Here is a 21,514-nt window from a genome sequence, read left to right as displayed (position 1 = left end):
TCCGAAACAGCGAAGAAAAAGCGAAAGGAGGCAACAGCATTGACGCCATCATAATCAGCAGATCATAACGACTGGGTGGGTCAGATCTCGATGAAAATGCCGGGTCAGTTCTCAATGACAATCAACACACGCGGCTACTCAGGGCGGGTCTCGGGCTGAACCAGATCGCCAATCACATGGGCTGGTCCCTTCGCTACGCGGCGTCCGTCATCGAGCACTATGCCGCTGTTTCGCCCGTCGAGAGCGCCGAGGTTCTGGACCTTCTGGCGCAGGAAAAACAGCGCCGGGAAGTCAAAATTGTAAACGCAACTGTAAACGCCCCTACCGGCGCACAAAGAGGAGATAGCTAAGTGCTTGATGTTAAATGGAGGCGAGTACCGGAATCGAACCGGTGTACACGGATTTGCAATCCGCTACGTAACCACTCCGCCAACTCGCCGAAGCCAAGGGTTGAATAGTGTCTCACGTCGCGGGGTGCAAGAGAGTATTTTCTGCTGGACGCGAACACGCGGATTTACGGTGCCTTCGCTCAGGCTAAACCGCCCGAATCCGGAAAAGACTGCGCGGCGGGGCCTGTACGGCTTGCGCGGTTCAGGCGCCGTAGGCGGCGTCCCACCGTTCGATCAGCGATTGTTGCAGTGTCTTGGCCCGGCGGTTCCACGCGGAGGCGCCGGGGGGGCGGTCTTCGCTGGATGTCTCCAGTCCGGCGCGACTGGCCTCGTCCTGCGTGAAAATGGCAAATGCCATCGGCCGCCCTGACGGGCCGGTCGCATACCCCGCCAGTGCGCTGACGAAATGCAGCGTGCCTGTCTTGGCCTCTACGCTGACCGGATGGTTCTGGTCGGGTTTGCCGTCCGCGCCGCGCATTGTGAATGGCTTCAGCATCGGGTGCAGGGCGGCATGTCGCGGCGCCGCAACCAGCATCCGTGCCATCGCCCGCGCACTGACCCGCGATCTGGATCCAAGGCCGGAATGGTCCACCAGGGTTGCGCCCTCCAGCCCCAGATCGGCGCGCGCCCACGCCGTCATCTCGCGCGCGGAGGCGGCAAGGGATTCGGCCTGTCCCATACGGGCCACGGTTGCCGTCATGCCCACCAGCTCGGCCGTCAGGTTGTTGGAGTATTTCAACATCCCCTTGAGGATGTCGGGCAACGGATCGCTGTGATGACTGACCAGCGTTTCGCCCGAGGGCGGCGCGGCCTGAATTTTCGCCTTTGGCAGTTTGACCCCGTGGGCGCTAGCAAGGCTGGTGAACACTTCGCCTGCGTAGCTGTCGGGATAGCGCACCGGCAACCACCGCGCGCCCGATTTGCCCAGACCCGACCGCGCGACGGTCCACTGATCGTGGTCGCCGCCATCGCTGTAGGTGTATAGCGGCGCGGACCGTTCGGCCACTGTCATGCGGGCCACCTGCACGGCCGGCCGATACTTGGCCGAGCGGGCATCCATCGTCACCGTGTATCCGCCCGACGCCCGCTCCCACTGGAAATGGACGCGGTTGAAGTTCAGGTTCAGCCCCGACACCGCCGGGTTATACCCCACCTGATCGGGCTGGGCCGCGTCAATCACCCGCTCGAACGGCAAGGCGCCGCCGAAGACGCGGAAATCGCCGGTGACGCCGCGCACGCCCGCCGCCGCCAACTGCTGCGCCATGCCAGCCAGCGCATCGGTATCCAGCACCGGATCGCCGCCGCCGACCAGAACCAGATCGCCCTGAATGATGCCGTTATCGACCGGCCCGGTCGCCACCAGGCGCGTTTGAAACCGGTAGGTCGGTCCCAGCGCATCCAGCGCATAAAGCGCGGTGATCGCCTTGGTCACGCTGGCGGGCGGCATGCCGTCCGCGCCGTTGCGCGCCTCGAGCGCGGCGCCGGTCCGCATGTCGATGACCGCATAGCTGACCTTGCCGTTCAGCCGGGCCGCGTCGATCAGGTCCTGCGCTTCGGGCGGGCGGGGACGGCCATCGGGGCCGACCAGCCCCTTGGGCCGCATCTGGGGGCGCAGCGATACCGCAGGCGCGCCGGCATGACCGGCCATCGCGAAGGCAGACAGCGCACCGCTCAGAAAAAGGCGTCTTTTCAATGAATACGTCATGCGCGCGATTTAATCCCAGCCGGGCAGTGCCTGCAATCATCATCTGGCAGTTGCGACGTCACATTTTTGCGCCCTACCACTCCCCCGCCTCGCGCAGCCGGGTCGAGGACATCGCAAGCATCGGAACATTGGCAAAGCACCAGGCCGGGGCGCTGAACTGCCCCAGCGCGCGTGCGTGGCTGGTGGGGACGCGCGCGCGCTCGTACATGCGCGCGGCGACGGACGCGCGCGCCGCCAGCCGGGCGCCGGGGCGCGCCAGAATGCCGATCGGGACCGTTTCCATAATCTGTCGCCAATCCTGCCACAGATGAAACTGCGCCATATTATCCGCGCCCATCAGCCAGACAAAGTTCAGATCCGGGCGCGCCGCGCGCAGCGCCGCCAATGTCCGGGCGGTGTAGCGCGCGCCGATCTGCGCCTCGAAATCGCTGATATGCACGCGCGGATGCTGCATGATGTCACGCGCCGCCTGCATCCGGCGCGGCAACGGCGCCGGACCGTGTTCTTTCAATGGGTTACCGGGGCTGACCAGCCACCATACCGCGTCCAGCCCAAACCGCTTGAGCGCCTCGCGCGTGATATGGACATGCCCCGCATGCGGTGGATCGAAAGAGCCGCCAAGCAGCCCGATCACCTGCCCGGCCCGGCTGTGCGGCAGCATCATCCGTGACGGTTGGGCAGACATGCACGACAATCTCCTAAAATTCGTTGATTTTTCTAATCAGAAAGCCGGACGATAGCCACCCGATATTAAGACCGTTGCGCCACGATCTGCCAATGACAAGCTGAAAAACGGATGCAGCAGTGACGCAGGAGCAAAAAAGACAGCAAGGCGCACCAGCACAGCGTGATGGCGGGCCACGTGCGGGCACGGACACCGCGCGCGTGGATCGCGTGGCGCCGAGCAGGGCGCCCGCAATCGGCGGCACGACATTGCCGGGGATGATCCTTGACCACGCGCGCGACGGGATTGCCCTGCTGGATATCCGCGGGCGGATGCTATGGATGAACCCCGCGCTGGAGGATATGCTGGGCTGGTCGCTGGACCTGATCCGCGGGCGCAACCCCGCCGAAATCATCAACCTGCCCCGCGACCGGCCCAGCGCGTCCGATCTGGCCCGGTTCCGCTATCTGCCGGACAGTTCGCTGTTCAAAACATATCGCGTAACGCGGCATATGCGCCGCGACGGCAGTAAGTTCTGGAATCAGCAAAGCCACGCCCTGATCGACATGGGGCCGGACGATGCGCAGAAAATGGTCGTCGTCACGTGCCGCGACATCAGCGAACAGGTGCGCGTTCAGACCGCGCTGGTGCAGCTGAAGGACGATCTGGAACATGCCGCCTTTCATGATGATCTGACCGGCCTTGGCAACCGCAAGAAACTGTCGCGGTATCTGGCCTCTGCGCCGGTGCGCGACAGCGTCGCCGCTGGCCGCATCGGCGTGCTGCAATTGGATCTGGACAAGTTCAAGCAGATCAATGACACGCTCGGCCATGCAGCCGGCGACAGCGTTCTGCGCCATGTGGCGCGGGCGCTGTCGGCATGCACCCGGTCGGGAGATCTGATCTGCCGCACCGGGGGCGACGAATTTCTGCTGATTTGCCTCGGCATCCCCGACACCGCAACCCTGATGCGCCGGGCCGCGGAAATCCTGAGCGCCGCCGCCGCACCGCTCAGCTGGCAGGGCCACACGCTGGAGGCCGGCATTTCCATCGGCGCCAGCATGTGCGGCGCCTCATCTTCGCTATCCCAGACGCCCGCGGGGCAATGCGGCGGCGAGGCGTTGATCAAGCAGGCCGATCAGGCCCTTTATGCCGCCAAGGAGGAGGGGCGCGGGCGCGCCGTTCTGTACACCGATGACCTGGGCGCGCGCTACCGCGCCGAGCGGCAGCTGGCACGCGATCTGGTCCGCGCGATCGAGCAGGGCCAGTTCACCGTCCATCTGCAACCGATCCTGCATCTGGCGCGCGGCTGCATCACGGGCTGCGAGGCATTGCTGCGCTGGAATCACCCTGTGCGCGGCCTGCTCGGCCCCGCCGACTTCATGGAAGCGGCACGGCAGGAACAACTGCTGAGCCAAATTGATTACCTTGCCATGGATGCGGCGCTGGACGCGCTGGCCGATCTTCGCCAGCAGGGCTTCAGCGATCTGACCCTGTCGCTGAATGTCTCCGGCTCGATCCTGGAGGATACGGATTATCCCGGCCTGCTGGACTGGGCGCTGCAATCGCGCGACCTGCCGCCTGCCTCTGTCTGTGTCGAGGTGCAGGAAACGACCATAACCGCCGAAGGTGGCCACCACGCCGCCGCCATCACCCGGCTGCGCCGCTTGGGCGTGCGCGTTGCGCTGGACGATTTCGGCGTGGGGTATGCCGGGCTGGCGCATCTGTCTTCGACCCAGCTGGATGCGATCAAACTGGACCGCTCGATGATGTGCCGACTGGAACATGACCCGCGCACCCGCGTCGTCACGCGGGCCGTCATCCATATGTGCGCGCTCCTGGGCATGCAGGTAATCGCCGAAGGCGTCGAAACGCAGGCGCAGCTTGATATCCTGCGCGGCTGCAAATGCCCGATGATACAGGGCTATGGCATTGCCAGGCCGATGGACGCGGGGCAGATCGCGGACTGGTTGCGGGCCAACCGGACGCTGCCCTGCCCTGTCACGCTGCCTTTTTCACCGGGCGCGCCGCCTGCGGGTGTCCAGCGACCGGCGGCGGCCGGTGATAACAGCATTTGAAATTGCCGGCCCGGACAGTTACATGACCGCTAACCTCGGCCGGATTGATGCGGCCCCTTCAGAACGGAAAGTAATCATGGCAGCCAATCAGTACGTCTATCACATGCAGGACGTGTCCAAGGCCTATCCCGGTGGCAAGAAGTGCTTTGAGAATATTCATCTCAGCTTCCTGCCCGGTGTGAAAATCGGCGTCGTCGGCGTCAACGGCTCGGGTAAATCGACCCTGCTGAAAATCATGGCAGGTCTGGACAAGGATTTCACCGGCGAAGCCTGGGCCGCCAAGGATGCGACCGTCGGCTACCTGCCGCAGGAACCGCAGCTGGATGCGTCCCTGTCCGTGCGCGAGAATGTCATGCTGGGCGTGGCCAAAAAGATGGCCAAGCTGGAACGCTTTAACGAAATCGCAATGCAAATCGCCGAGGATTACTCGGACGAATTGATGGAGGAGATGACCACCCTTCAGGACCAGATCGACGCGGAAAACCTGTGGGATCTGGACAGCCAGATCGACATTTCCATGAACGCGCTGCGCTGCCCGCCCGATGATGCCGATATCGCCAGCCTGTCGGGCGGCGAGAAACGCCGCGTCGCGCTGTGCAAGCTGCTGCTGCAAGCGCCCGACATGCTGCTGCTGGACGAGCCGACCAACCACCTCGATGCCGAAACCATCGCGTGGCTGCAACAGCACCTGATTGCCTACAAGGGCACGATCCTGATCGTGACGCATGACCGCTATTTCCTGGACGACATCACCAGCTGGATTCTTGAGCTGGATCGCGGCCGCGGCATCCCTTACGAGGGCAACTATTCCGCATGGCTGGAACAAAAGGCCAAGCGTCTGATGCAGGAATCGCGCGAAGACAAGTCCAAGCAGAAGACGCTGGAGCGCGAGCTGGAGTGGATTCGTCAGGGCGCCAAGGCGCGTCAGGCCAAATCCAAGGCAAGGATCAACGCCTATAACGAAATGGCCGGCCAGTCCGAACGCGAAAAACTGGCCCGCGCGCAGATCGTCATCCCGAACGGCCAGCGCCTTGGCCAGAAGGTGATCGAGGTCGAGGGCCTGAGCAAATCCTATGGCGATAGGAAACTGATCGACAATCTCAGCTTCTCGCTGCCGCCGGGCGGCATTGTCGGCGTCATCGGCCCCAACGGCGCTGGTAAATCAACCCTGTTCAAGATGCTGACCGGGCAGGAACAACCCGACACCGGCACGATCGAGTTCGGCACCACCGTCGATCTGAGCTATGTCGACCAGTCGCGCGACGATCTGGACCCGAATGAAAACGTCTGGGAGGCGATTGCCGACGGTCAGGACATCATCAAGCTGGGCGACGCCGAAGTGAACGCGCGCGCCTATTGCGGTGCCTTCAACTTCAAGGGCAGCGACCAGCAGAAGAAAGTGTCGCTTCTGTCGGGTGGCGAGCGGAACCGCGTTCACATGGCGCGGCTCTTGCGCTCGGGCGGCAACGTGCTGCTGCTCGACGAGCCAACCAACGATCTGGACGTCGAGACGCTGCGCGCGCTGGAAGACGCGCTGGTCGATTTTGCCGGCTGCGCCGTGGTCATTTCGCACGACCGTTTCTTCCTCGACCGGATTTGCACACACATGCTGGCGTTTGAGGGTAACGGTCATGTCGAATGGTTCGAAGGTAACTTTGAAGACTACGAGGAGGACAAGATCCGGCGCCTCGGCGATGTGGAACCGTCGCGGATGAAGCACGCGAAATTCGCGCGATAAATCACGCGGATATACATGATCCGGGTCGGGGCATTCAAAAACCCCTCCTGCGGCGCGCGCCTTTCATCGGGCGCGCGTTTTGCGTGGATCACGGTTTTTCCAGCCGGTGCGCGGCTCAAGGTATCTTTCAAGGTGCGGCAAAACCGCCTAAAGCCTGTTGAATGTCTGGCGGATCGCAAAATTTTGATGTCCTCATTGTCGGCGCCGGGCCTGCCGGGTGCGCCGCGGCAATGACCGCGCGCCGCGCGGGGCTGAGTGCCGCGCTGATCGACAAGGCCGCGTTTCCGCGCGACAAATTGTGCGGCGGGCTGGTGACGGGCCGTGCCCGGACGCAGTACCGCCAGATCTTTGGCGGCGATCTGAGCCCTGATCTGTTCCAGCCGCATGACAGAATCGCCTTCCATGCAGGCGGCACGCGGCTGGGCGCGGTTCAGAACACCCCAAGGCTGTATCTGACGATGCGCCGCGACATGGACGCGCATCTGCTTGACCTTGCGCTTGGCTCCGGTGCCAGCAATTTCACCGGCCAGCGTATCGCGCATCTGGACGTGGACAGCCCCAGGGTCACGCTGGCTAATGGGGCCGTGCTGACCGGCCAGATCCTGATCGGGGCGGATGGGGTAACCAGCATCGTGGCGCGCGCGCTGTTCGGACGGGCGTTCGATCCTGAACGAATCGGCTTTGCCCTGGAGGTCGAGGCACCGTCCGGCCCCGCAACCGAGACAATTCGGATTGATTTTGACGCGGCAAAATGGGGCTATGGCTGGCGCTTTCCCAAGCTGCGCAGCACGACCATCGGCGTTGGCGGGTTGCAGGCGCCAAACCCGGATATGAAGGGGCGACTGGCGCAGTATCGCACGGACCTTGGCGATGGCGCCGAGTGCGCCGTCAAGGGGCATTTCCTGCCGTTCGGGGATTTCAAGCGCGTGCCGGGCCGGGGGGCGGTTCTGCTGGCCGGGGATGCGGCGGGTCTGGTCGACCCCATCACCGGCGAGGGGATTGCGCTGGCCTGGCAGTCCGGCGCGGCGGCGGGCGACGCGGCGGCGCGCGCTATTGCCGCAGGCAAACCGCAGGGCGCGCTGCGACTTTACCGGCGGGCGCTGGGGCCGTTGCACCGGGGGCTGCGCATGGCCGTCTGGCTGCGGCCGCTGATTTTTGCGCCCCGCCTGAACCCGCTGTTTCGGCGCGCTTTTGGTCGGTCGTCCGTGGTCAAGGGCGCGTATCTGCGCCTGCTGGCAGGCGAGGTGGAATATCCCGGCCTGTGCCTGCTTGTGCTGCGGCGCCTGCCCCGCGCCGCATTGCGGGATTTGCGCCGGAGACACGCGGAGCGTTAGGGCTTGCAAAATCGGCAAATATGGTCCATATTGCATTTTGCGACGTTACCACTATCGACCATCTGCTCCTTACGGCACAGGCACTCGATCTTGCACTGACTAGCCGGGCTGCCGCACCAACGCGGGCAGCAAACACCAAGGAGTTACGGATATGGCCAATGGCACCGTGAAATGGTTCAACGCAACAAAAGGCTTCGGCTTCATCGCACCTGAGGGTGGCGGCAAGGACGTGTTCGTGCACATCTCCGCAGTCGAGCGCGCCGGCCTGACCGGTCTGGCAGACGACCAGAAAGTGACATTCGACATCGAAGCAGGCCGTGACGGCCGCGAGTCGGCCTCGAACATCGCACTGGCATAAGCCTGCGTTAGATAAGTGGTAAATCGGGGCCCCGCGGGGCCCCTTTTTCGTGGCTGCGTGTTGTTATTTACTCTGCATTCTCAAGGCTTCGGGCAATCAGCTCCTGCACTTTCGGTCCCACGTCTGCGACGATCAGCGCGACGCCCTTGGCATTGGGATGGGTGCCATCGGCCTGCACATATGGCGCCTGCGCCTCCATCGCCTGCGGCAGTGCGGCAAAGAAATCCAGCATCAGCAGGGTGCCGTATTTTTCGGCCAATTCCGGATAGATCGCGTTGAACGCCGCGCGGTAGTCCGGTCCGTAATTGTCCTTGGCAATCAGGCCAACCAGCAGCACCTCGATGTCGTTTTCATGGGCCTTGGACAGGATCGTATTCAGGTTCGCGCGTGTTTCTGCCGGATCGACCCCGCGCAGCAAGTCGTTTCCACCGAGTTCGACGATCATCGCGTCGGGCATGTCGCCCAGCGCCCAGTCGATTCGCCGCACGCCCCCCGCCGTGGTGCTGCCCGACACGGATGCGTTGATCAGCCGCACGGGAACGCCATTCGGTGTGCCATTCTCGCGCAACCAGACGCTCAGCTGCGCGGCAAACCCCTCGTCCCTCGGCAGGCCGTATCCGGCCGTCAGGCTGTCGCCAAATGTCATCACGCGCAGCTCGTCCGCGGCACGGGCGCCACCAGACATCAAGGCCATCAGCAAAAGAGCGGGCAACAGCGCCTTGCCCCGCAGGACGGCGGCCCCATATGTCATTAAATCCTTTATCAACAGGCGCATCCCATGACCTCCTCTATTGTGTCGTTACAACGTGCTGGTCTGACACTTAGGTCCGGCACGGGGCAGGTCGAGATCCTCAAGGATATTTCACTGGATGTCGCGCCCGGCGAAACGCTGGCGCTGATCGGCCCGTCCGGGTCAGGCAAATCGTCGCTGCTGATGCTGATCGGCGGGCTTGAGCGGGCCAGCGCGGGGCGCGTGACAACGCTGGGCCATGATCTGAACAGCTTGGGCGAGGATGCGCTGTCGCGCCTGCGGCGGGGCGCGATGGGGGTGGTTTTTCAGTCCTTCAACCTGATCCCGACCATGACCGCGCTGGAAAATGTCGCCGTGCCGCTGGAGCTGGTCGGCGTTTCCGATGCCAGCGCCCGCGCCGGGGCGCAGCTGGATGCCGTGGGCCTCTCCGCGCGATCAGGTCACTACCCGTCGCAAATGTCCGGCGGCGAACAGCAGCGCGTCGCGCTGGCCCGCGCCACTGCCCCCCGGCCCCGTCTGATTCTGGCGGATGAGCCGACCGGCAATCTGGACGGCGTCACCGGCGCGGCCATTATCGAGCTGCTTTTCGACCTGAGCGCGCAACATGGCGCGACATTGATCCTGGTGACGCATGACCCGGAACTGGCCGCGCGGTGCAGCCGTGTGGTGTCGTTGCGCGATGGCCGCATCGACGAAAGCCAGCCGGCATGACCCTGTCCGTCGCTGCACGTCTGGCCCGGCGCGAGCTGCGCGGCGGGCTGGCGGGGTTTCGCATCCTGCTGGCCTGCATCATCATGGGGGTGGCCGCGATTGCCGCAGTTGGCACGATCCGCGCCAGTATCGAGGCCGGGCTGGCGGACAAGGGCGCGATCCTGCTGGGCGGCGATGCGGAAATCGGGCTGACATACCGCTTTGCGAACGTGGCCGAGCGGGAATGGATGGAAGGCCACGCCGATGCCATCTCGGAAATCGTCGATTTCCGGTCGCTGGCCGTGGCGCCAGATGGCGACCGCGCGCTGACGCAGGTCAAGGCGGTCGATGACGCCTATCCGTTGACCGGCACGATCGGGCTGGACCCTGCTATGCCGCTGGCGGCGGCGCTGGACGGGCAGGACGGCCTGCCCGGCGGCGTCATGGCGCCGCAGCTGATCGCGCGGCTGGCACTGGCACCCGGCGACACATTCCGGCTTGGCGGTCAGGAGTTCATATTGATGGCCGCGCTGGTGGACGAACCGGATGGCGCCGCGTCCGGCTTTGCCCTCGGGCCGCGCAGCATGGTGCGCACGACCGCGTTGCAAGCCTCCGGCCTGCTACAGGCGGGCACGCTGTTCAGCACGCGTTACCGGCTGGATCTGCCCGATGGTGCCGATCTGGCCGCGCTTGAGGCAGCCGCAAATGAGGCGCTGGGCACCAGCGGCATCGCGTGGCGCGACGCACGCAACGGCGCGCCCGGTATCGCCGCGTTTGTCGATCGGCTGGGCGCCTTTCTGGTGCTGGTCGGCCTCAGCGGTCTGGCGGTGGGCGGCGTTGGCATATCCGCGGCCTTGCGCGCCTATCTGGCATCCAAAACCGCCACGATCGCCACCTTGCGCACGCTGGGCGCAGATCGCGCAACAATTCTGGCCATGTATTTTATTCAAATTGGTGTCCTGGCCGTGCTGGGATTGATCGCGGGCGTCCTGCTGGGCGCCGGGCTTCCGGTTCTGCTCGCGCCGGTGATCGGGGCCTATCTGCCGGTGCCGGCCATCTTTGCCTTCTACCCGATGCCAATGGTCGAGGCTTTGATTTACGGCGCACTTGCCGTGTTGATCTTTACCCTCGCGCCGCTGTCACGGGTGCAGGACATCCGCGCGGCCAGCCTGTTTCGCGACGGCGGCGCCGATGGGCGCGCCCTGCCCCGCTGGCCGTTTTTGGCAATCATCGCGCTGCTTCTGGCCGCGCTTCTGGCGGTGGCTGCATGGTTTTCCGGCAACCTTGCGCTGACCCTGTGGACGGCGGGCGGCATCATCGGCGCGCTGGCAATCTTGTGGTTTGCGGCGGCGCTGCTGCGGGTGCTGGCGCGTATGGCGCGCCCTTGGGCGCGGGGGCGACCTGCATTGCACTGGGCGCTGGCGGCCATCGGCGGGCCGGGCAGCACGGCAGCGCCTGCGATGCTGTCGCTGGGGCTTGGGCTGGCGGTGCTGGCGGCGGTCGGCCAGATTGACGGCACGCTGCGCGGCTCGATCTCGAACGATCTGCCGGGGCGGGCGCCATCGTTCTTTTTCATCGACCTGCAAGCAGACCAGATGCCGGAATTCATGCAGATCACGTTGGGCGATCCGGCGGTTTCAAAGGTGGACAGCGCGCCGATGCTGCGCGGCATCATCACCCAGATCAACGGGCGGGATGCGGCCGAGGTAGCCGGCGATCATTGGGTACTGAATGGCGACCGCGGCGTCAGCTATGCCGCCGAGGCAGGCGGCCCGCTTGAGACCGGCACGTGGTGGCCGGCAGATTACGACGGCCCGCCGCAAGTCAGCTTTGCCGCCGAAGAGGCGCGCGAAATGGGGCTGGCCCTTGGCGATGACATAACCGTCAACATTCTGGGCCGCGACATCACGGCAACCCTGACCAGCCTGCGCGAGGTTGATTTTTCCACCGCCGGCATCGGCTTCATCATGGTGATGAACCCCGCCGCGCTGGAGGGCGCGCCGCACAGCGCCATCGCCACCGTCTATGCCGAGCAGGAGGCCGAGGCGCGCATCCTGCGCCGCGTGTCCGAGGCGTTTCCAAACGTCACCGGCATTTCAGTGCGCAGCGCGATTGACCGCGTGTCCGAGTTGCTGGGCGGATTGGCCGCCGCCACCTCGTGGGGCGCGTCTGCCACTCTTCTGACCGGGTTTCTGGTATTGATCGGCGCGGCAGCGGCGGATCAGCGGGCACGTATATACGAGGCCGCCATTCTGAAAACTCTGGGCGCGTCGCGCGCGCGTATTCTGGCCAGCCTTGCCATACGCGCGATCCTGCTGGGCAGCGCGGCAGGGATCGTCGCCATCGGGGCCGGCGCCTTGGGCGGCTGGGCGGTCAGCCTTTATGTGCTGGAGATCCGCTATACCCTGCTATGGGCGCCCGCGCTGTTGATCGTGATCGCAGGCATTCTGGTGACGCTGGCGACGGCCCTGATCTTCGCGCTCCGGCCCCTTGCGGCCAGCCCTGCGCAAGTCCTGCGCGCCAGAGAGTAGCCATGAACGCCCCCGCTAAATGAAAAAGCGGGCCAGTGCGGCCCGCTTCTCCGTGTCATTCAGACGATCGCAGAATGCTATTCTGCGGCTTCGGCGTAATCCTCCATCGGCGGGCAGGTGCAGACCAGATTGGTGTCGCCATAGACGTTATCAACACGGTTGACCGACGGCCAATACTTGTCCACCCGGAACGCGCCGGGGGGGAAGCATCCCTGCTCGCGCGTGTACGGACGATCCCAGTCACGGACCAGATCCTCCATCGTGTGCGGGGCATTCTTCAGCGGGTTATTCTCCGCATCAATCTTGCCCTCCTCGACGTCGCGGATTTCCTGCCGGATCGCCAGCATCGCGTCGCAGAACCGGTCCAGCTCGGCCTTGGTCTCGCTTTCCGTTGGCTCAACCATCAGCGTGCCCGACACCGGGAAGCTCATGGTCGGGGCGTGGAAACCGCAATCGACCAGGCGTTTGGCAATGTCATCCACGGTAATATGCGCCGAATCTGCAAAGGGGCGCGTATCAAGGATGCATTCATGCGCGACATAGCCATTCTCGCCCTTGTACAGAACGCCATACGACCCCTCCAGCCGCTTGGCGATGTAGTTGGCGTTCAAGATCGCCACGCGCGTTGCCTGCGTCAGCCCCTTGCCGCCCATCATCAGGATATACGCCCAGGAAATAGGAAGCAGCGAGGGCGAACCGAATGGCGCGGCCGATACCGGCCCCTCAACGCCCCCCGTGTGCGGATGGCCCGGCAGATGCGGGATAAGATGCGATTTTACCCCGATCGGCCCCATGCCGGGACCGCCGCCGCCATGCGGGATGCAGAACGTCTTGTGCAGGTTCAGGTGGCTGACATCGCCGCCCAGATCGCCGGGCCGCGACAGCCCGACCATGGCGTTCATGTTGGCCCCGTCGATATAGACCTGACCGCCGTGGTCATGCGTGATCTTGCACACGTCGATCACCGTTTCCTCGAACACGCCATGCGTGCTGGGATAGGTGATCATGCAGCCGGCCAGTTTGTCCGAATGCTTTTCGGCCTTGGCGCGGAAATCGTCCATGTCGATATCGCCGCGCGCGTTGCACTTGACCGGCACCACCTTCCAGCCAACCATATTGGCGCTGGCCGGGTTGGTGCCATGCGCGTTGGTCGGGATCAGGCAGACATTGCGATCGCCCTGCCCGTTTGCGCGGTGATAGGCGGCGATGGACAATAGCCCTGCATATTCGCCCTGCGCGCCCGAGTTTGGCTGCATCGAAATCGCGTCATAGCCGGTGATATCGCACAGCTTGGCGCTCAAATCGTCGATCAGTTCGTGATAGCCTTCAGCCTGATCGCGCGGCACAAACGGATGCATCCGCGAAAATTCGCGCCAGCTGACCGGCATCATTTCCGCGGCCGAGTTCAGCTTCATCGTGCAGCTGCCCAGCGGGATCATCGCACGGTCCAGCGCCAGATCGCGGTCGGCCAGGCGGCGCATGTAGCGCATCATTTCCGTCTCGGCCCGGTTCATGTGGAAGACCGGATGCGTCAGGAAATCCGAGGTGCGGTGCATCTTGTCCGGAACGCGGTATTCGGGGCTGAAATCATTGTCTTCATGCACAATGCCGAAGGCGCGCCAGACGCTTTCGATGTTTTCGGTGCGCGTGCATTCGTCCAGCGCGATGCCAACACGCGTCTCGCCGACGCGGCGCAGGTTGATTCCCTCGTCCAGCGCCGATTTCATGACCGCGGCCTGCAATGGCCCGACATCAACGGTGATCGTGTCAAAGAACGCCTGCGGGTCCACCTGAAATCCGGCCGCCTCCAGCCCCTTGGCCAGACGCACCGTCTTGCGGTGGATGCGCTGCGCAATCGCCTTCAGGCCCTTGGGCCCGTGGAACACGGCATACATCGACGCCATGACAGCCAGCAGCGCCTGCGCGGTGCACACGTTGCTGGTGGCCTTTTCGCGGCGGATATGCTGCTCGCGTGTTTGCAGGGCCAGGCGGTAGGCGCGGTTGCCGTGGCTGTCGATCGACACACCCACCAAACGCCCCGGCATCGCGCGCTTGTACGCATCCCGGCAGGCCATGTAGGCCGCATGCGGTCCGCCATAACCAAGCGGCACGCCAAACCGCTGGGTGCTGCCGATGGCAATATCGGCATCCATTGCGCCCGGCTCTTTAAGCAGGGTCAGCGCCAGCGGATCGGCGGACACGATGCCGATGGCGCCGTGTTTGTGCAGATCGGCGATATGATCGGTAAAATCACGCACATGGCCATATGTGCCGGGGTACTGGAAAAGCGCGCCAAATACCTTGTCCGCCTCCATCCTGTCCGGGTTGCCGACGATCACCTCGATGCCCAAAGGCGCGGCGCGGGTCTGCACCAGCGCGATATTCTGCGGATGGCAGTCGCGGTCGACAAAGAACGCCTTGGCCTTGGATTTCGCCACGCGCTGCGCCGTCGTCATCGCCTCGGCGCAGGCTGTCGCCTCGTCCAGCAGCGAGGCGTTGGCAATCTCCAGCCCGGTCAGGTCGCTGATCATCGTCTGGAAGTTCAGCAGGGCCTCAAGGCGTCCTTGCGAAATTTCAGGCTGATACGGCGTGTAGGCGGTGTACCAGGCCGGGTTCTCAAAGATGTTCCGCTGGATTGCCGGCGGCGTCACCGTGCCGTGATAGCCTTGGCCGATCAGCGACACCAGAACCTTGTTCTTGCCCGCAACCTGGCGCATGTGGTGCAGCAATTCGCGCTCGGACATGGCCTTGCCAAAATCCAGCGGCTCTTTTTGCCGGATTGCCTTGGGCACCGCGCGGTCGATCAGCGTATCAAGGCTGTCAACCTCCAGCACATTCAGCATCTCGGTCATCTCCTCGGGCGAGGGACCGATATGGCGCCGGTTGGCAAAATCATACGGCAGATAGTCGGTAGGCTCGAATGTCATGTCACACTCCAACAGGTTCGGGAAACCGGGCAGGCCGCATTGGCGCCCCGCCCTCTTTCATCTTTCCAAAAATATTCCCGCCGGAGGCTCCCCGGCAGGTGGCAGGCACCTAGCCGATGAATTTCTTGTAGGCGGCCTCGTCCATCATGTCGTCCAGCTGGCTCATGTCGTCGGCCTTGATCTTGAACATCCAGCCCTTGCCGATGGCATCCTCGTTCACCGTGCTGGGCGTATCGGTCAGCAATTCGTTCACTTCGACGATCTCGCCGTCGATCGGCGCCAGAATGTCGCTGGCCGCCTTGACGCTTTCGATGACGACGACATCGTCATCCTTCACCACTTCGGTGCCAACTTCGGGCAGCTCGACAAAGACGATATCGCCCAGCTGCTCGGCCGCGTGTTCGGTGATGCCAACGACGATCAGATCATCTTCGACGCGCAGCCATTCGTGTTCTTCGGTAAATTTCATGCCTTGGGATCTCCCTTTTGGGTATCAACGTTTGAAGTTTGCAGCCTTGAAGGGCAGCGCCACCACGGTCGCAGGCAAACGCTTGCCCCTGACCTCACCGTAAACCACCGTTCCGGACGCTGCCAGATCGCTGGTGACATAGCCCATCGACATCGGCGCCTCGATGCTGGGGCCAAACGCGCCGGATGTGATGGTGCCGATCGCGGTGTCACCCGTCTCATCCGCAAACAGCGGCGTACCGGCGCGCATCGGCGCGCGGCCCTCGGGCGACAGTCCAACGCGGCGGCGTTCAGCGCCTGACACCAGTTGCGGCAGGATCACATCCGCGCCGGGAAACCCGCCCGCGCGCTTGCCGCCCGAGCGGCGCACCTTCTGGATCGCCCAGCCCAGATTGGCCTCGACCGGGGTGGTGCCTGCGTCAATGTCATTGCCATAAAGGCACAGACCCGCCTCCAGCCGCAGACTGTCGCGCGCACCCAGCCCGACAGGCGCGACCGCGTCATGCGCCAGCAGCGCGCGCGCCAAGTCTTCGGCGCGGCTGTCTTCGACAGAAATCTCATAGCCATCTTCGCCGGTGTACCCTGAGCGGGACAGCCACAGCTCGCCGTAATCCGACGGCAGCACGGCGATATCCATGAACCGCATCGCCGCCGCGCCCGGCACCAGCGCCTCCAGCACCGCTTCGGCGTCTGGTCCTTGCAGCGCCAGCAGGGCACGGTCGGTGACCTCGCGCACGTCGCAGCCGGTCATCGCATCGGTCATGCGCGGCAAATCGACGTCCTTGCGGCTGGCATTGACCACAACGAACATTTCCTCGCCGCGCCGCGCGATCATGAAATCGTCCTCAATTCCGCCGACGGCGTTGGTGAACATCGCATAGCGCTGCCGCCCGTCGGCCAGCCCGGCCACATCGACCGGCACCAACGCCTCCATCGCGGCGGCAATTTCGGCATATCCGCCGGGGGCCGTGATCACGACCTGGCCCATATGGCTGACGTCGAACAGACCGGCTTGCGCGCGGCAATGCAGGTGTTCCTTCATCACGCCCATAGGGTACTGCACGGGCATGTCATAGCCTGCGAACGGCACCATTTTGGCGCCCAGTTCGCGGTGCAGCGCGTTCAGCACGGTCGTCTTTAGGTCGCTCATCCCAGCCTCCTGTCATGGCTGCCGGGTTGACGGGAATCAACTACGGCATCGCAAAGGCGCAGGTGTCCGCGTTCGGACTGCGCCACGATGCCCCCTCTGTCCTTTGGCCTGAGATCGCTATCCCTTCGGCGGCCCCGCTGGCGGGGCACTCTCCAGAGTCTGATGATTGAACAGGTCCGTTCGCCTGAGAGTTTCCGGGGCGGTTGCTCCTTCGGCACCGGCGGTTGCCGGTTCTCCCAATCCAATCATTGTGGACCGTAGTACACCGCGCGCCGCGCAGCAAGAGAAATTGCGGGCCGCGCCCCTTGAAATTGGCCGGTCATTGCGCGACGTTTTGGACTTGATCATAAGAAAGCACCGCAATGTCACTGCCCGCACATGCCTATTTCTTTGGTTACGGCAGCCTTGTGAACCGCGACACGCATGCCTTCAAGGATGCGCATCCCGCCCGGCTGAACGGCTGGCGCCGCACGTGGCGCCCGACCAACCTGCGCGACGTGGCGTTCCTGTCTGTCGCCCGCGACGACGCAGGCTGGATCGATGGGCTGATCGCGCCGGTGCCGGATGCCGATTGGCACGCACTGGACATCCGCGAGGGCGCCTATGACCGCTTGCCTGCCGAACACATGGTGGATCACCCCCTGCCCCACAGGCCACAAATTGCGGTTTATGCCGTGCCGGACAGCCCGCAACCGGGCGCCGGGCATCATCTGCTGCTCAGCTATATCGACGTGGTCGTGCAGGGATACCTGCGCGAATTCGGCACCGCCGGCGCGCAGCATTTTTTCGACACCACCGATGGATGGGACGCGCCCGTTCTGGATGACCGCGCCGACCCGCGTTACCCGCGTGCCTGCCGCCTGAGCGGCGAGGAGCGCGACACCGTCGATGCCGCGCTGGACCGGCTGGGCGTCCAGATGCGCCGCGCTTAGCCGCGCGCGCGGATCACCTGAAGCAGCGGCAGAACCTGCGCCATTTCCGGCCCGTGTGCCTGCCCCGTCAGCGCCTTGCGCAGCGGCATGAACAGCTGCTTGCCCTTGCGACCGGTTTCTTCCTTGACCGCGGTGGTCCATGCAGCCCAGCTGCCCTCGTCCAGCGGCCCTTCGGGCAGCAGGGTCATGGCGGTGACGATGAATTCGGCATCCTCGTCGTCGATCACCGGCTCGGCCCCGTCGCGGAACATGGCCCACCACGCATCCAGATCGCCCAAGGTCGTGATATTGTCGCGCGCGACCGCCCAGAATTGCGGCGCCAGATCCTCCGGCACGCCCAGTTCGGCGATGCGCGGCTTGACGGTCTGGTAATCCAGCCCTTGTAGATAATGCGCGGTCAGCGGGAACAGGTCGTTCACGTCGAATTTCGTCGGCGCCGACCCAAAGCGCGAGATGTCGAATCCGTCGATCAGTGCGTCCATATCGGTACGCAGCTCGACCGGGTCGGCCGACCCCAGCCGCGCCATCAGGCTGAGCAGCGCGGCAGGCTCTACCCCCTGGGCGCGCAGATCGCGCAGGGACAGCGTGCCCAGACGCTTGGACAGCGATTCGCCCTGCGGGCCGGTCAGCAGCGAGTGATGCGCGAATTGCGGGATGCTGCCGCCCAGCGCCTCGATGATCTGGATCTGCGTGGCGGTGTTGGTCACGTGGTCCGAGCCGCGCACGATATGCGTCACGCCCATGTCGGTGTCATCCACCACCGACGCCAGTGTATAGAGCACCTGCCCGTCGCCGCGGATCAACACCGGATCGCTGACCGATGCGGCATCAATGCTGATATCGCCCAGCACGCCGTCGTTCCATTCAATGCGCTGCTGATCCAGCTTGAACCGCCAGACGCCCGCCCCCCGCTCGGCGCGCAGCTTGTCGCGGGCCGCCTCATCAAGGCTCAGCGCAGCGCGGTCATATACCGGCGGGCGGCCCATGTTCAGCTGTTTCTTGCGCTTCAGGTCCAGCTCGGTCGGGGTTTCGAACGCCTCGTAAAACCGGCCCATGTCGCGCAGTTTCTCGGCGGCATCATGGTAGCGGTCCAGCCGCTCGGACTGCCGCTCGACCCGGTCCCAGTGCAGGCCCAGCCACTCCAGATCCTCCTTCAGCGCGTCGACGTATTCTTCCTTGCTGCGGATCGGGTCGGTATCGTCGATGCGCAGGATGAAGGTGCCGCCCGCCTTGCGCGCAATGAGATAGTTCATCAGCGCGGTGCGCAGGTTGCCGACATGGATATAGCCGGTGGGCGATGGGGCAAAACGGGTGATGGTCATGGCGCGCTCCTTGGTCGGGTGTGATGTGTCACAGGGGGCCGCGCTTGTCCAGAATGCAGCGCGTCAGTCCATCCGCCGCACCATCAGCTGATTGCCCTCGCGGCGCGTCTCCAGCACCTTGATCGCGGCGATCAGATCGCTCAGCTTCTTGTGGCCATAGCTGCGGGTGTCGAAATCGGGGTTGGCGGTGGTCATCTGCTGGCCCAGCCGGCCCAGCGCGTACCAATCGCTGTCCTGGTCGATGCTGTCCATCGCCTTGAACAACAGATCGCGCGCCTCGGTCAGGTTCTGGCCGGCGGGCTTGCTGGGCGTATCCTCGGGCGTGCCGCCGCCCAGGTTTTCCAGATAGATGAACCGCTTGCAGGCCTGCCGGAACGCCGCCGGCGTCTTTTTGGCGCCAATGCCAAAGACATCCAGCCCCTGCTCGCGGATGCGGCTGGAAAGGCGGGTGAAATCACTGTCGGACGACACCAGCACGAACCCGTCGAAGCGGCCCGAATGCATCAAATCCATGGCATCAATGACCAGTGCGATGTCGCTGGCATTCTTGCCCACGGTATTTGCCGGCTGGTGGTGCGGCACCAGTCCGAATTCGGCCTGCACCTTGTTCCAGCCGCTCATCTGCTGCGATGAAAAATCACCGTAACAGCGACGCACGGAGGCTTCCCCGATGCCGGCAATCTCGTCAAAGATGGCCTTTGTCCATTTGGGCGAGGTGTTATCCGCGTCGATGAGGACGGCCAGAAGGGGGGTGCGATCACGGTCAGACATCGGCAAGCTCCTGTTTTTCCCTTACATGCCCTATCGCGCGCCAAGGCGAAAGCCACCTGCGCATTGTAGGCGGGGCAGAGCGCCTCCGGCGGAAGTATTTTCAGGAAGATGAAAGATGCGGGGGCTGGCACCGGCAGCGCAGCGCGATTAGAACAAGGCGCAAACGCAGAGGGCAGAGGCACAGCATGAGCACGAGACGAGCGATACTTCTGGGCGCGGGCGCGGCGGCGCTGCTGGCGGGGTGCGGCGGCACCCCGGTAGAGACGAGCGACCGCGATGTGGCGGGATTGCAGGCCGCGCTTCTGGCGCTGGGGCCGGACGTGGACCCGGCAGAGGCGGCGCGCGCCGCGCGCATGGCCTATGATGTCGGCGATACGCTGCGCCGCGAGTACCAGATCGTCGACGGGCCGCTGGTGCATAATACAAAGGTGAATATCGGCCTGAAGCCGCGCGGCCTTTGCTATCATTGGGCGCGTGACATCCAGACGCGGATGACCCATGCGCGATACGCCACGCTGCAATTCAACCGGCTTGTGGCCAATGCAGACAATCCGTTTCGGCTGGAACATTCGACAGCGGTGGTGTTCGCGCGTGGCGATTCGTGGAAAAACGGGATTGTGCTGGACCCATGGCGCACGGGCGGCTTTCTGCACTGGGATCATGTGCGCAACGATACCAAATACGACTGGAAGCTGCGCGCCGATGTGCCGATCCGGCAGCGGAACGCGGGCGATATTGTCGCCCGCGCCAATCAGTAGCGCCTACTGGTCGCCGATCTTGTCCTGTGTCCGGGTGTCGAAATCCGACGCGGCGTGACGTTCATGCAGCTGCGTTTCCGGCTCTCCGAAGTTGCGGTTGACCATGCGACCACGCTGCACGGCGGGGCGCGCGTCAATCGCCTGAGCCCAGCGCATCAGGTTTTCATAGCTGGCGATATCAAGAAATGTCGCCGCCTCGCCATAGAGCCGCCCCAGCGCCAGCTGGCCATACCACGGCCAGATCGCGATATCCGCGATGCTGTAGTCATCACCTGCGATATAGGTTCTGTCGGCGAGGGCCCGGTCCAGCACATCCAGCTGGCGTTTCGTCTCCATGGTGAAGCGGTCGATCGGATATTGATACTTTTCAGGCGCATAGGCGTAGAAGTGGCCGAAACCGCCGCCCAGATAGGGGGCGCTGCCCATCTGCCAGAACAGCCAGTTCATCACCTCGGTGCGCTGCGGGCCTGACGCGGGCAGGAAGGCGCCAAATGCTTCGGCCAGATGCAGCAGGATGCTGCCCGATTCGAACACGCGCAGCGGCGCGTCACCCGTGCGATCAAGCAATGCGGGGATTTTGGAGTTTGGGTTGATTTCGACAAAGCCACTGCCGAACTGATCCCCTTCGCCTATGTCGATCACCCATGCGTCGTATTCGGCGTCATGGCCCGCGGCCAGCAACTCTTCGAACATGACGGTCACTTTGACGCCGTTCGGGGTGGCCAGGGAATACAGCTGAAAGGGGTGCTTGCCCTCGGGCAGCGTCTGCGCATGGGTGGCGCCGGCGGTCGGGCGGTTGGTACTGGCGAATTTGCCGCCATTGCCGGGCGCCCATGTCCAGACATCGGGCGGGGTGTAGGGTGTGTCGGCCATTGCGGTGGCTCCTTTCAAATTATGCGCTGGCGGTAAACCTATGCCACGGGACGCGCAGCGCAAGAGCGTGCGGAT

The 21,514-nt window shown here is 64.1% G+C and carries 17 protein-coding genes, 1 tRNA gene and 1 riboswitch; of the genes, 8 read left to right on the top strand and 10 right to left on the bottom strand.

What is annotated here, in order from left to right; translation table 11 throughout:
* Positions 1-365: 365 nt before the first annotated feature.
* The 3 genes from DQ230_RS13175 to DQ230_RS13165 all read right to left on the bottom strand — a co-directional run bounded on the left by DQ230_RS13175 (position 366) and on the right by DQ230_RS13165 (position 2,779).
* Positions 366-439 (bottom strand) — tRNA-Cys (locus DQ230_RS13175).
* Positions 440-591: 152 nt separating this feature from the next.
* Positions 592-2,082, bottom strand: coding sequence for a D-alanyl-D-alanine carboxypeptidase/D-alanyl-D-alanine endopeptidase (dacB, locus tag DQ230_RS13170; protein WP_338050521.1), 1,491 nt, complete (start codon positions 2,080-2,082; stop codon positions 592-594).
* An 85-nt stretch (positions 2,083-2,167) separates the two neighbouring features.
* Positions 2,168-2,779 carry a nicotinate-nucleotide adenylyltransferase gene (locus DQ230_RS13165; RefSeq protein ID WP_238987532.1) on the bottom strand — a complete coding sequence of 204 codons (612 nt, stop codon included), beginning with the start codon at positions 2,777-2,779 and terminating at the stop codon, positions 2,168-2,170.
* A gap of 119 nt (positions 2,780-2,898) precedes the next feature.
* On the opposite strand from DQ230_RS13165, the gene DQ230_RS13160 reads away from it, so the two are divergent.
* The 4 genes from DQ230_RS13160 (at position 2,899) to DQ230_RS13145 (ending at position 8,266) form a co-directional block, all read left to right on the top strand.
* Positions 2,899-4,836, top strand: coding sequence for a putative bifunctional diguanylate cyclase/phosphodiesterase (locus tag DQ230_RS13160; protein WP_113913075.1), 1,938 nt, complete (start codon positions 2,899-2,901; stop codon positions 4,834-4,836).
* A 76-nt stretch (positions 4,837-4,912) separates the two neighbouring features.
* Positions 4,913-6,574 carry an energy-dependent translational throttle protein EttA gene (ettA, locus tag DQ230_RS13155; RefSeq protein ID WP_113913074.1) on the top strand — a complete coding sequence of 554 codons (1,662 nt, stop codon included), beginning with the start codon at positions 4,913-4,915 and terminating at the stop codon, positions 6,572-6,574.
* Positions 6,575-6,735: 161 nt separating this feature from the next.
* Entirely contained in the window at positions 6,736-7,908 is a 1,173-nt protein-coding gene (locus DQ230_RS13150) for a geranylgeranyl reductase family protein (RefSeq protein ID WP_113913073.1), read from the top strand.
* A gap of 151 nt (positions 7,909-8,059) precedes the next feature.
* On the top strand, positions 8,060-8,266 hold the full coding sequence (locus tag DQ230_RS13145; RefSeq protein ID WP_113913072.1) for a cold-shock protein: 207 nt from the start codon (positions 8,060-8,062) through the stop codon (positions 8,264-8,266).
* A gap of 67 nt (positions 8,267-8,333) precedes the next feature.
* Here the strand turns inward: DQ230_RS13145 and DQ230_RS13140 are convergent, their stop codons facing one another.
* On the bottom strand, positions 8,334-9,017 hold the full coding sequence (locus DQ230_RS13140; RefSeq protein ID WP_238987530.1) for an arylesterase: 684 nt from the start codon (positions 9,015-9,017) through the stop codon (positions 8,334-8,336).
* 27 nt (positions 9,018-9,044) lie between these two features.
* Here DQ230_RS13140 and DQ230_RS13135 point away from each other — a divergent pair, with 27 nt between their 5' ends.
* Together DQ230_RS13135 and DQ230_RS13130 are read left to right on the top strand one after the other, a co-directional pair.
* Positions 9,045-9,728: an ABC transporter ATP-binding protein gene (locus DQ230_RS13135; protein ID WP_113913070.1), complete on the top strand. Its 684-nt coding sequence runs from the start codon at positions 9,045-9,047 to the stop codon at positions 9,726-9,728.
* Positions 9,725-12,238 carry an ABC transporter permease gene (locus DQ230_RS13130; protein WP_113913069.1) on the top strand — a complete coding sequence of 838 codons (2,514 nt, stop codon included), beginning with the start codon at positions 9,725-9,727 and terminating at the stop codon, positions 12,236-12,238. Before DQ230_RS13135 ends, DQ230_RS13130 begins: the two co-directional genes overlap by 4 nt.
* Positions 12,239-12,315: 77 nt before the next feature.
* On the opposite strand, the gene gcvP is transcribed toward DQ230_RS13130, so the two are convergent.
* From gcvP to gcvT, 3 genes are all read right to left on the bottom strand, one after another.
* Positions 12,316-15,165 (bottom strand): aminomethyl-transferring glycine dehydrogenase, encoded by a 2,850-nt coding sequence (gcvP, locus tag DQ230_RS13125; RefSeq protein ID WP_113913068.1) that lies wholly within the window; start codon positions 15,163-15,165, stop codon positions 12,316-12,318.
* Positions 15,166-15,274: 109 nt separating this feature from the next.
* Positions 15,275-15,634, bottom strand: a complete 360-nt coding sequence (gene gcvH / locus DQ230_RS13120) for a glycine cleavage system protein GcvH (protein WP_113913067.1) — start codon at positions 15,632-15,634, stop codon at positions 15,275-15,277.
* Positions 15,635-15,658: 24 nt separating this feature from the next.
* Entirely contained in the window at positions 15,659-16,783 is a 1,125-nt protein-coding gene (gcvT, locus tag DQ230_RS13115) for a glycine cleavage system aminomethyltransferase GcvT (RefSeq protein ID WP_113913066.1), read from the bottom strand.
* Between the two features lie 162 nt (positions 16,784-16,945).
* Positions 16,946-17,032: riboswitch (glycine riboswitch) on the bottom strand.
* Positions 17,033-17,145: 113 nt separating this feature from the next.
* Here gcvT and DQ230_RS13110 point away from each other — a divergent pair.
* Positions 17,146-17,715, top strand: coding sequence for a gamma-glutamylcyclotransferase family protein (locus DQ230_RS13110; protein ID WP_113913065.1), 570 nt, complete (start codon positions 17,146-17,148; stop codon positions 17,713-17,715).
* Here DQ230_RS13110 and gltX read toward each other — a convergent pair.
* Complete coding sequence (gene gltX, locus DQ230_RS13105) at positions 17,712-19,037, bottom strand: glutamate--tRNA ligase (protein WP_113913064.1); 1,326 nt, start codon at positions 19,035-19,037, stop codon at positions 17,712-17,714. The genes DQ230_RS13110 and gltX overlap by 4 nt on opposite strands.
* Positions 19,038-19,100: 63 nt before the next feature.
* On the bottom strand, positions 19,101-19,808 hold the full coding sequence (locus DQ230_RS13100) for an NYN domain-containing protein (RefSeq protein ID WP_113913063.1): 708 nt from the start codon (positions 19,806-19,808) through the stop codon (positions 19,101-19,103).
* A 185-nt stretch (positions 19,809-19,993) separates the two neighbouring features.
* Between DQ230_RS13100 and DQ230_RS13095 the strand changes: the two genes are divergently transcribed.
* A complete protein-coding gene (locus tag DQ230_RS13095) occupies positions 19,994-20,566 on the top strand; it encodes a hypothetical protein (protein WP_113913062.1) in 573 nt (190 codons plus the stop codon).
* A gap of 3 nt (positions 20,567-20,569) precedes the next feature.
* Here the strand turns inward: DQ230_RS13095 and yghU are convergent, their stop codons facing one another.
* Positions 20,570-21,439, bottom strand: coding sequence for a glutathione-dependent disulfide-bond oxidoreductase (yghU, locus tag DQ230_RS13090; RefSeq protein ID WP_113913061.1), 870 nt, complete (start codon positions 21,437-21,439; stop codon positions 20,570-20,572).
* Positions 21,440-21,514 lie beyond the last annotated feature (75 nt).

Source organism: Roseovarius dicentrarchi (assembly GCF_003316635.1).
In the GTDB taxonomy this organism is placed as follows: Bacteria; Pseudomonadota; Alphaproteobacteria; order Rhodobacterales; family Rhodobacteraceae; genus Roseovarius; species Roseovarius dicentrarchi.
This window is presented reverse-complemented; position numbering and strand designations above follow the sequence as displayed.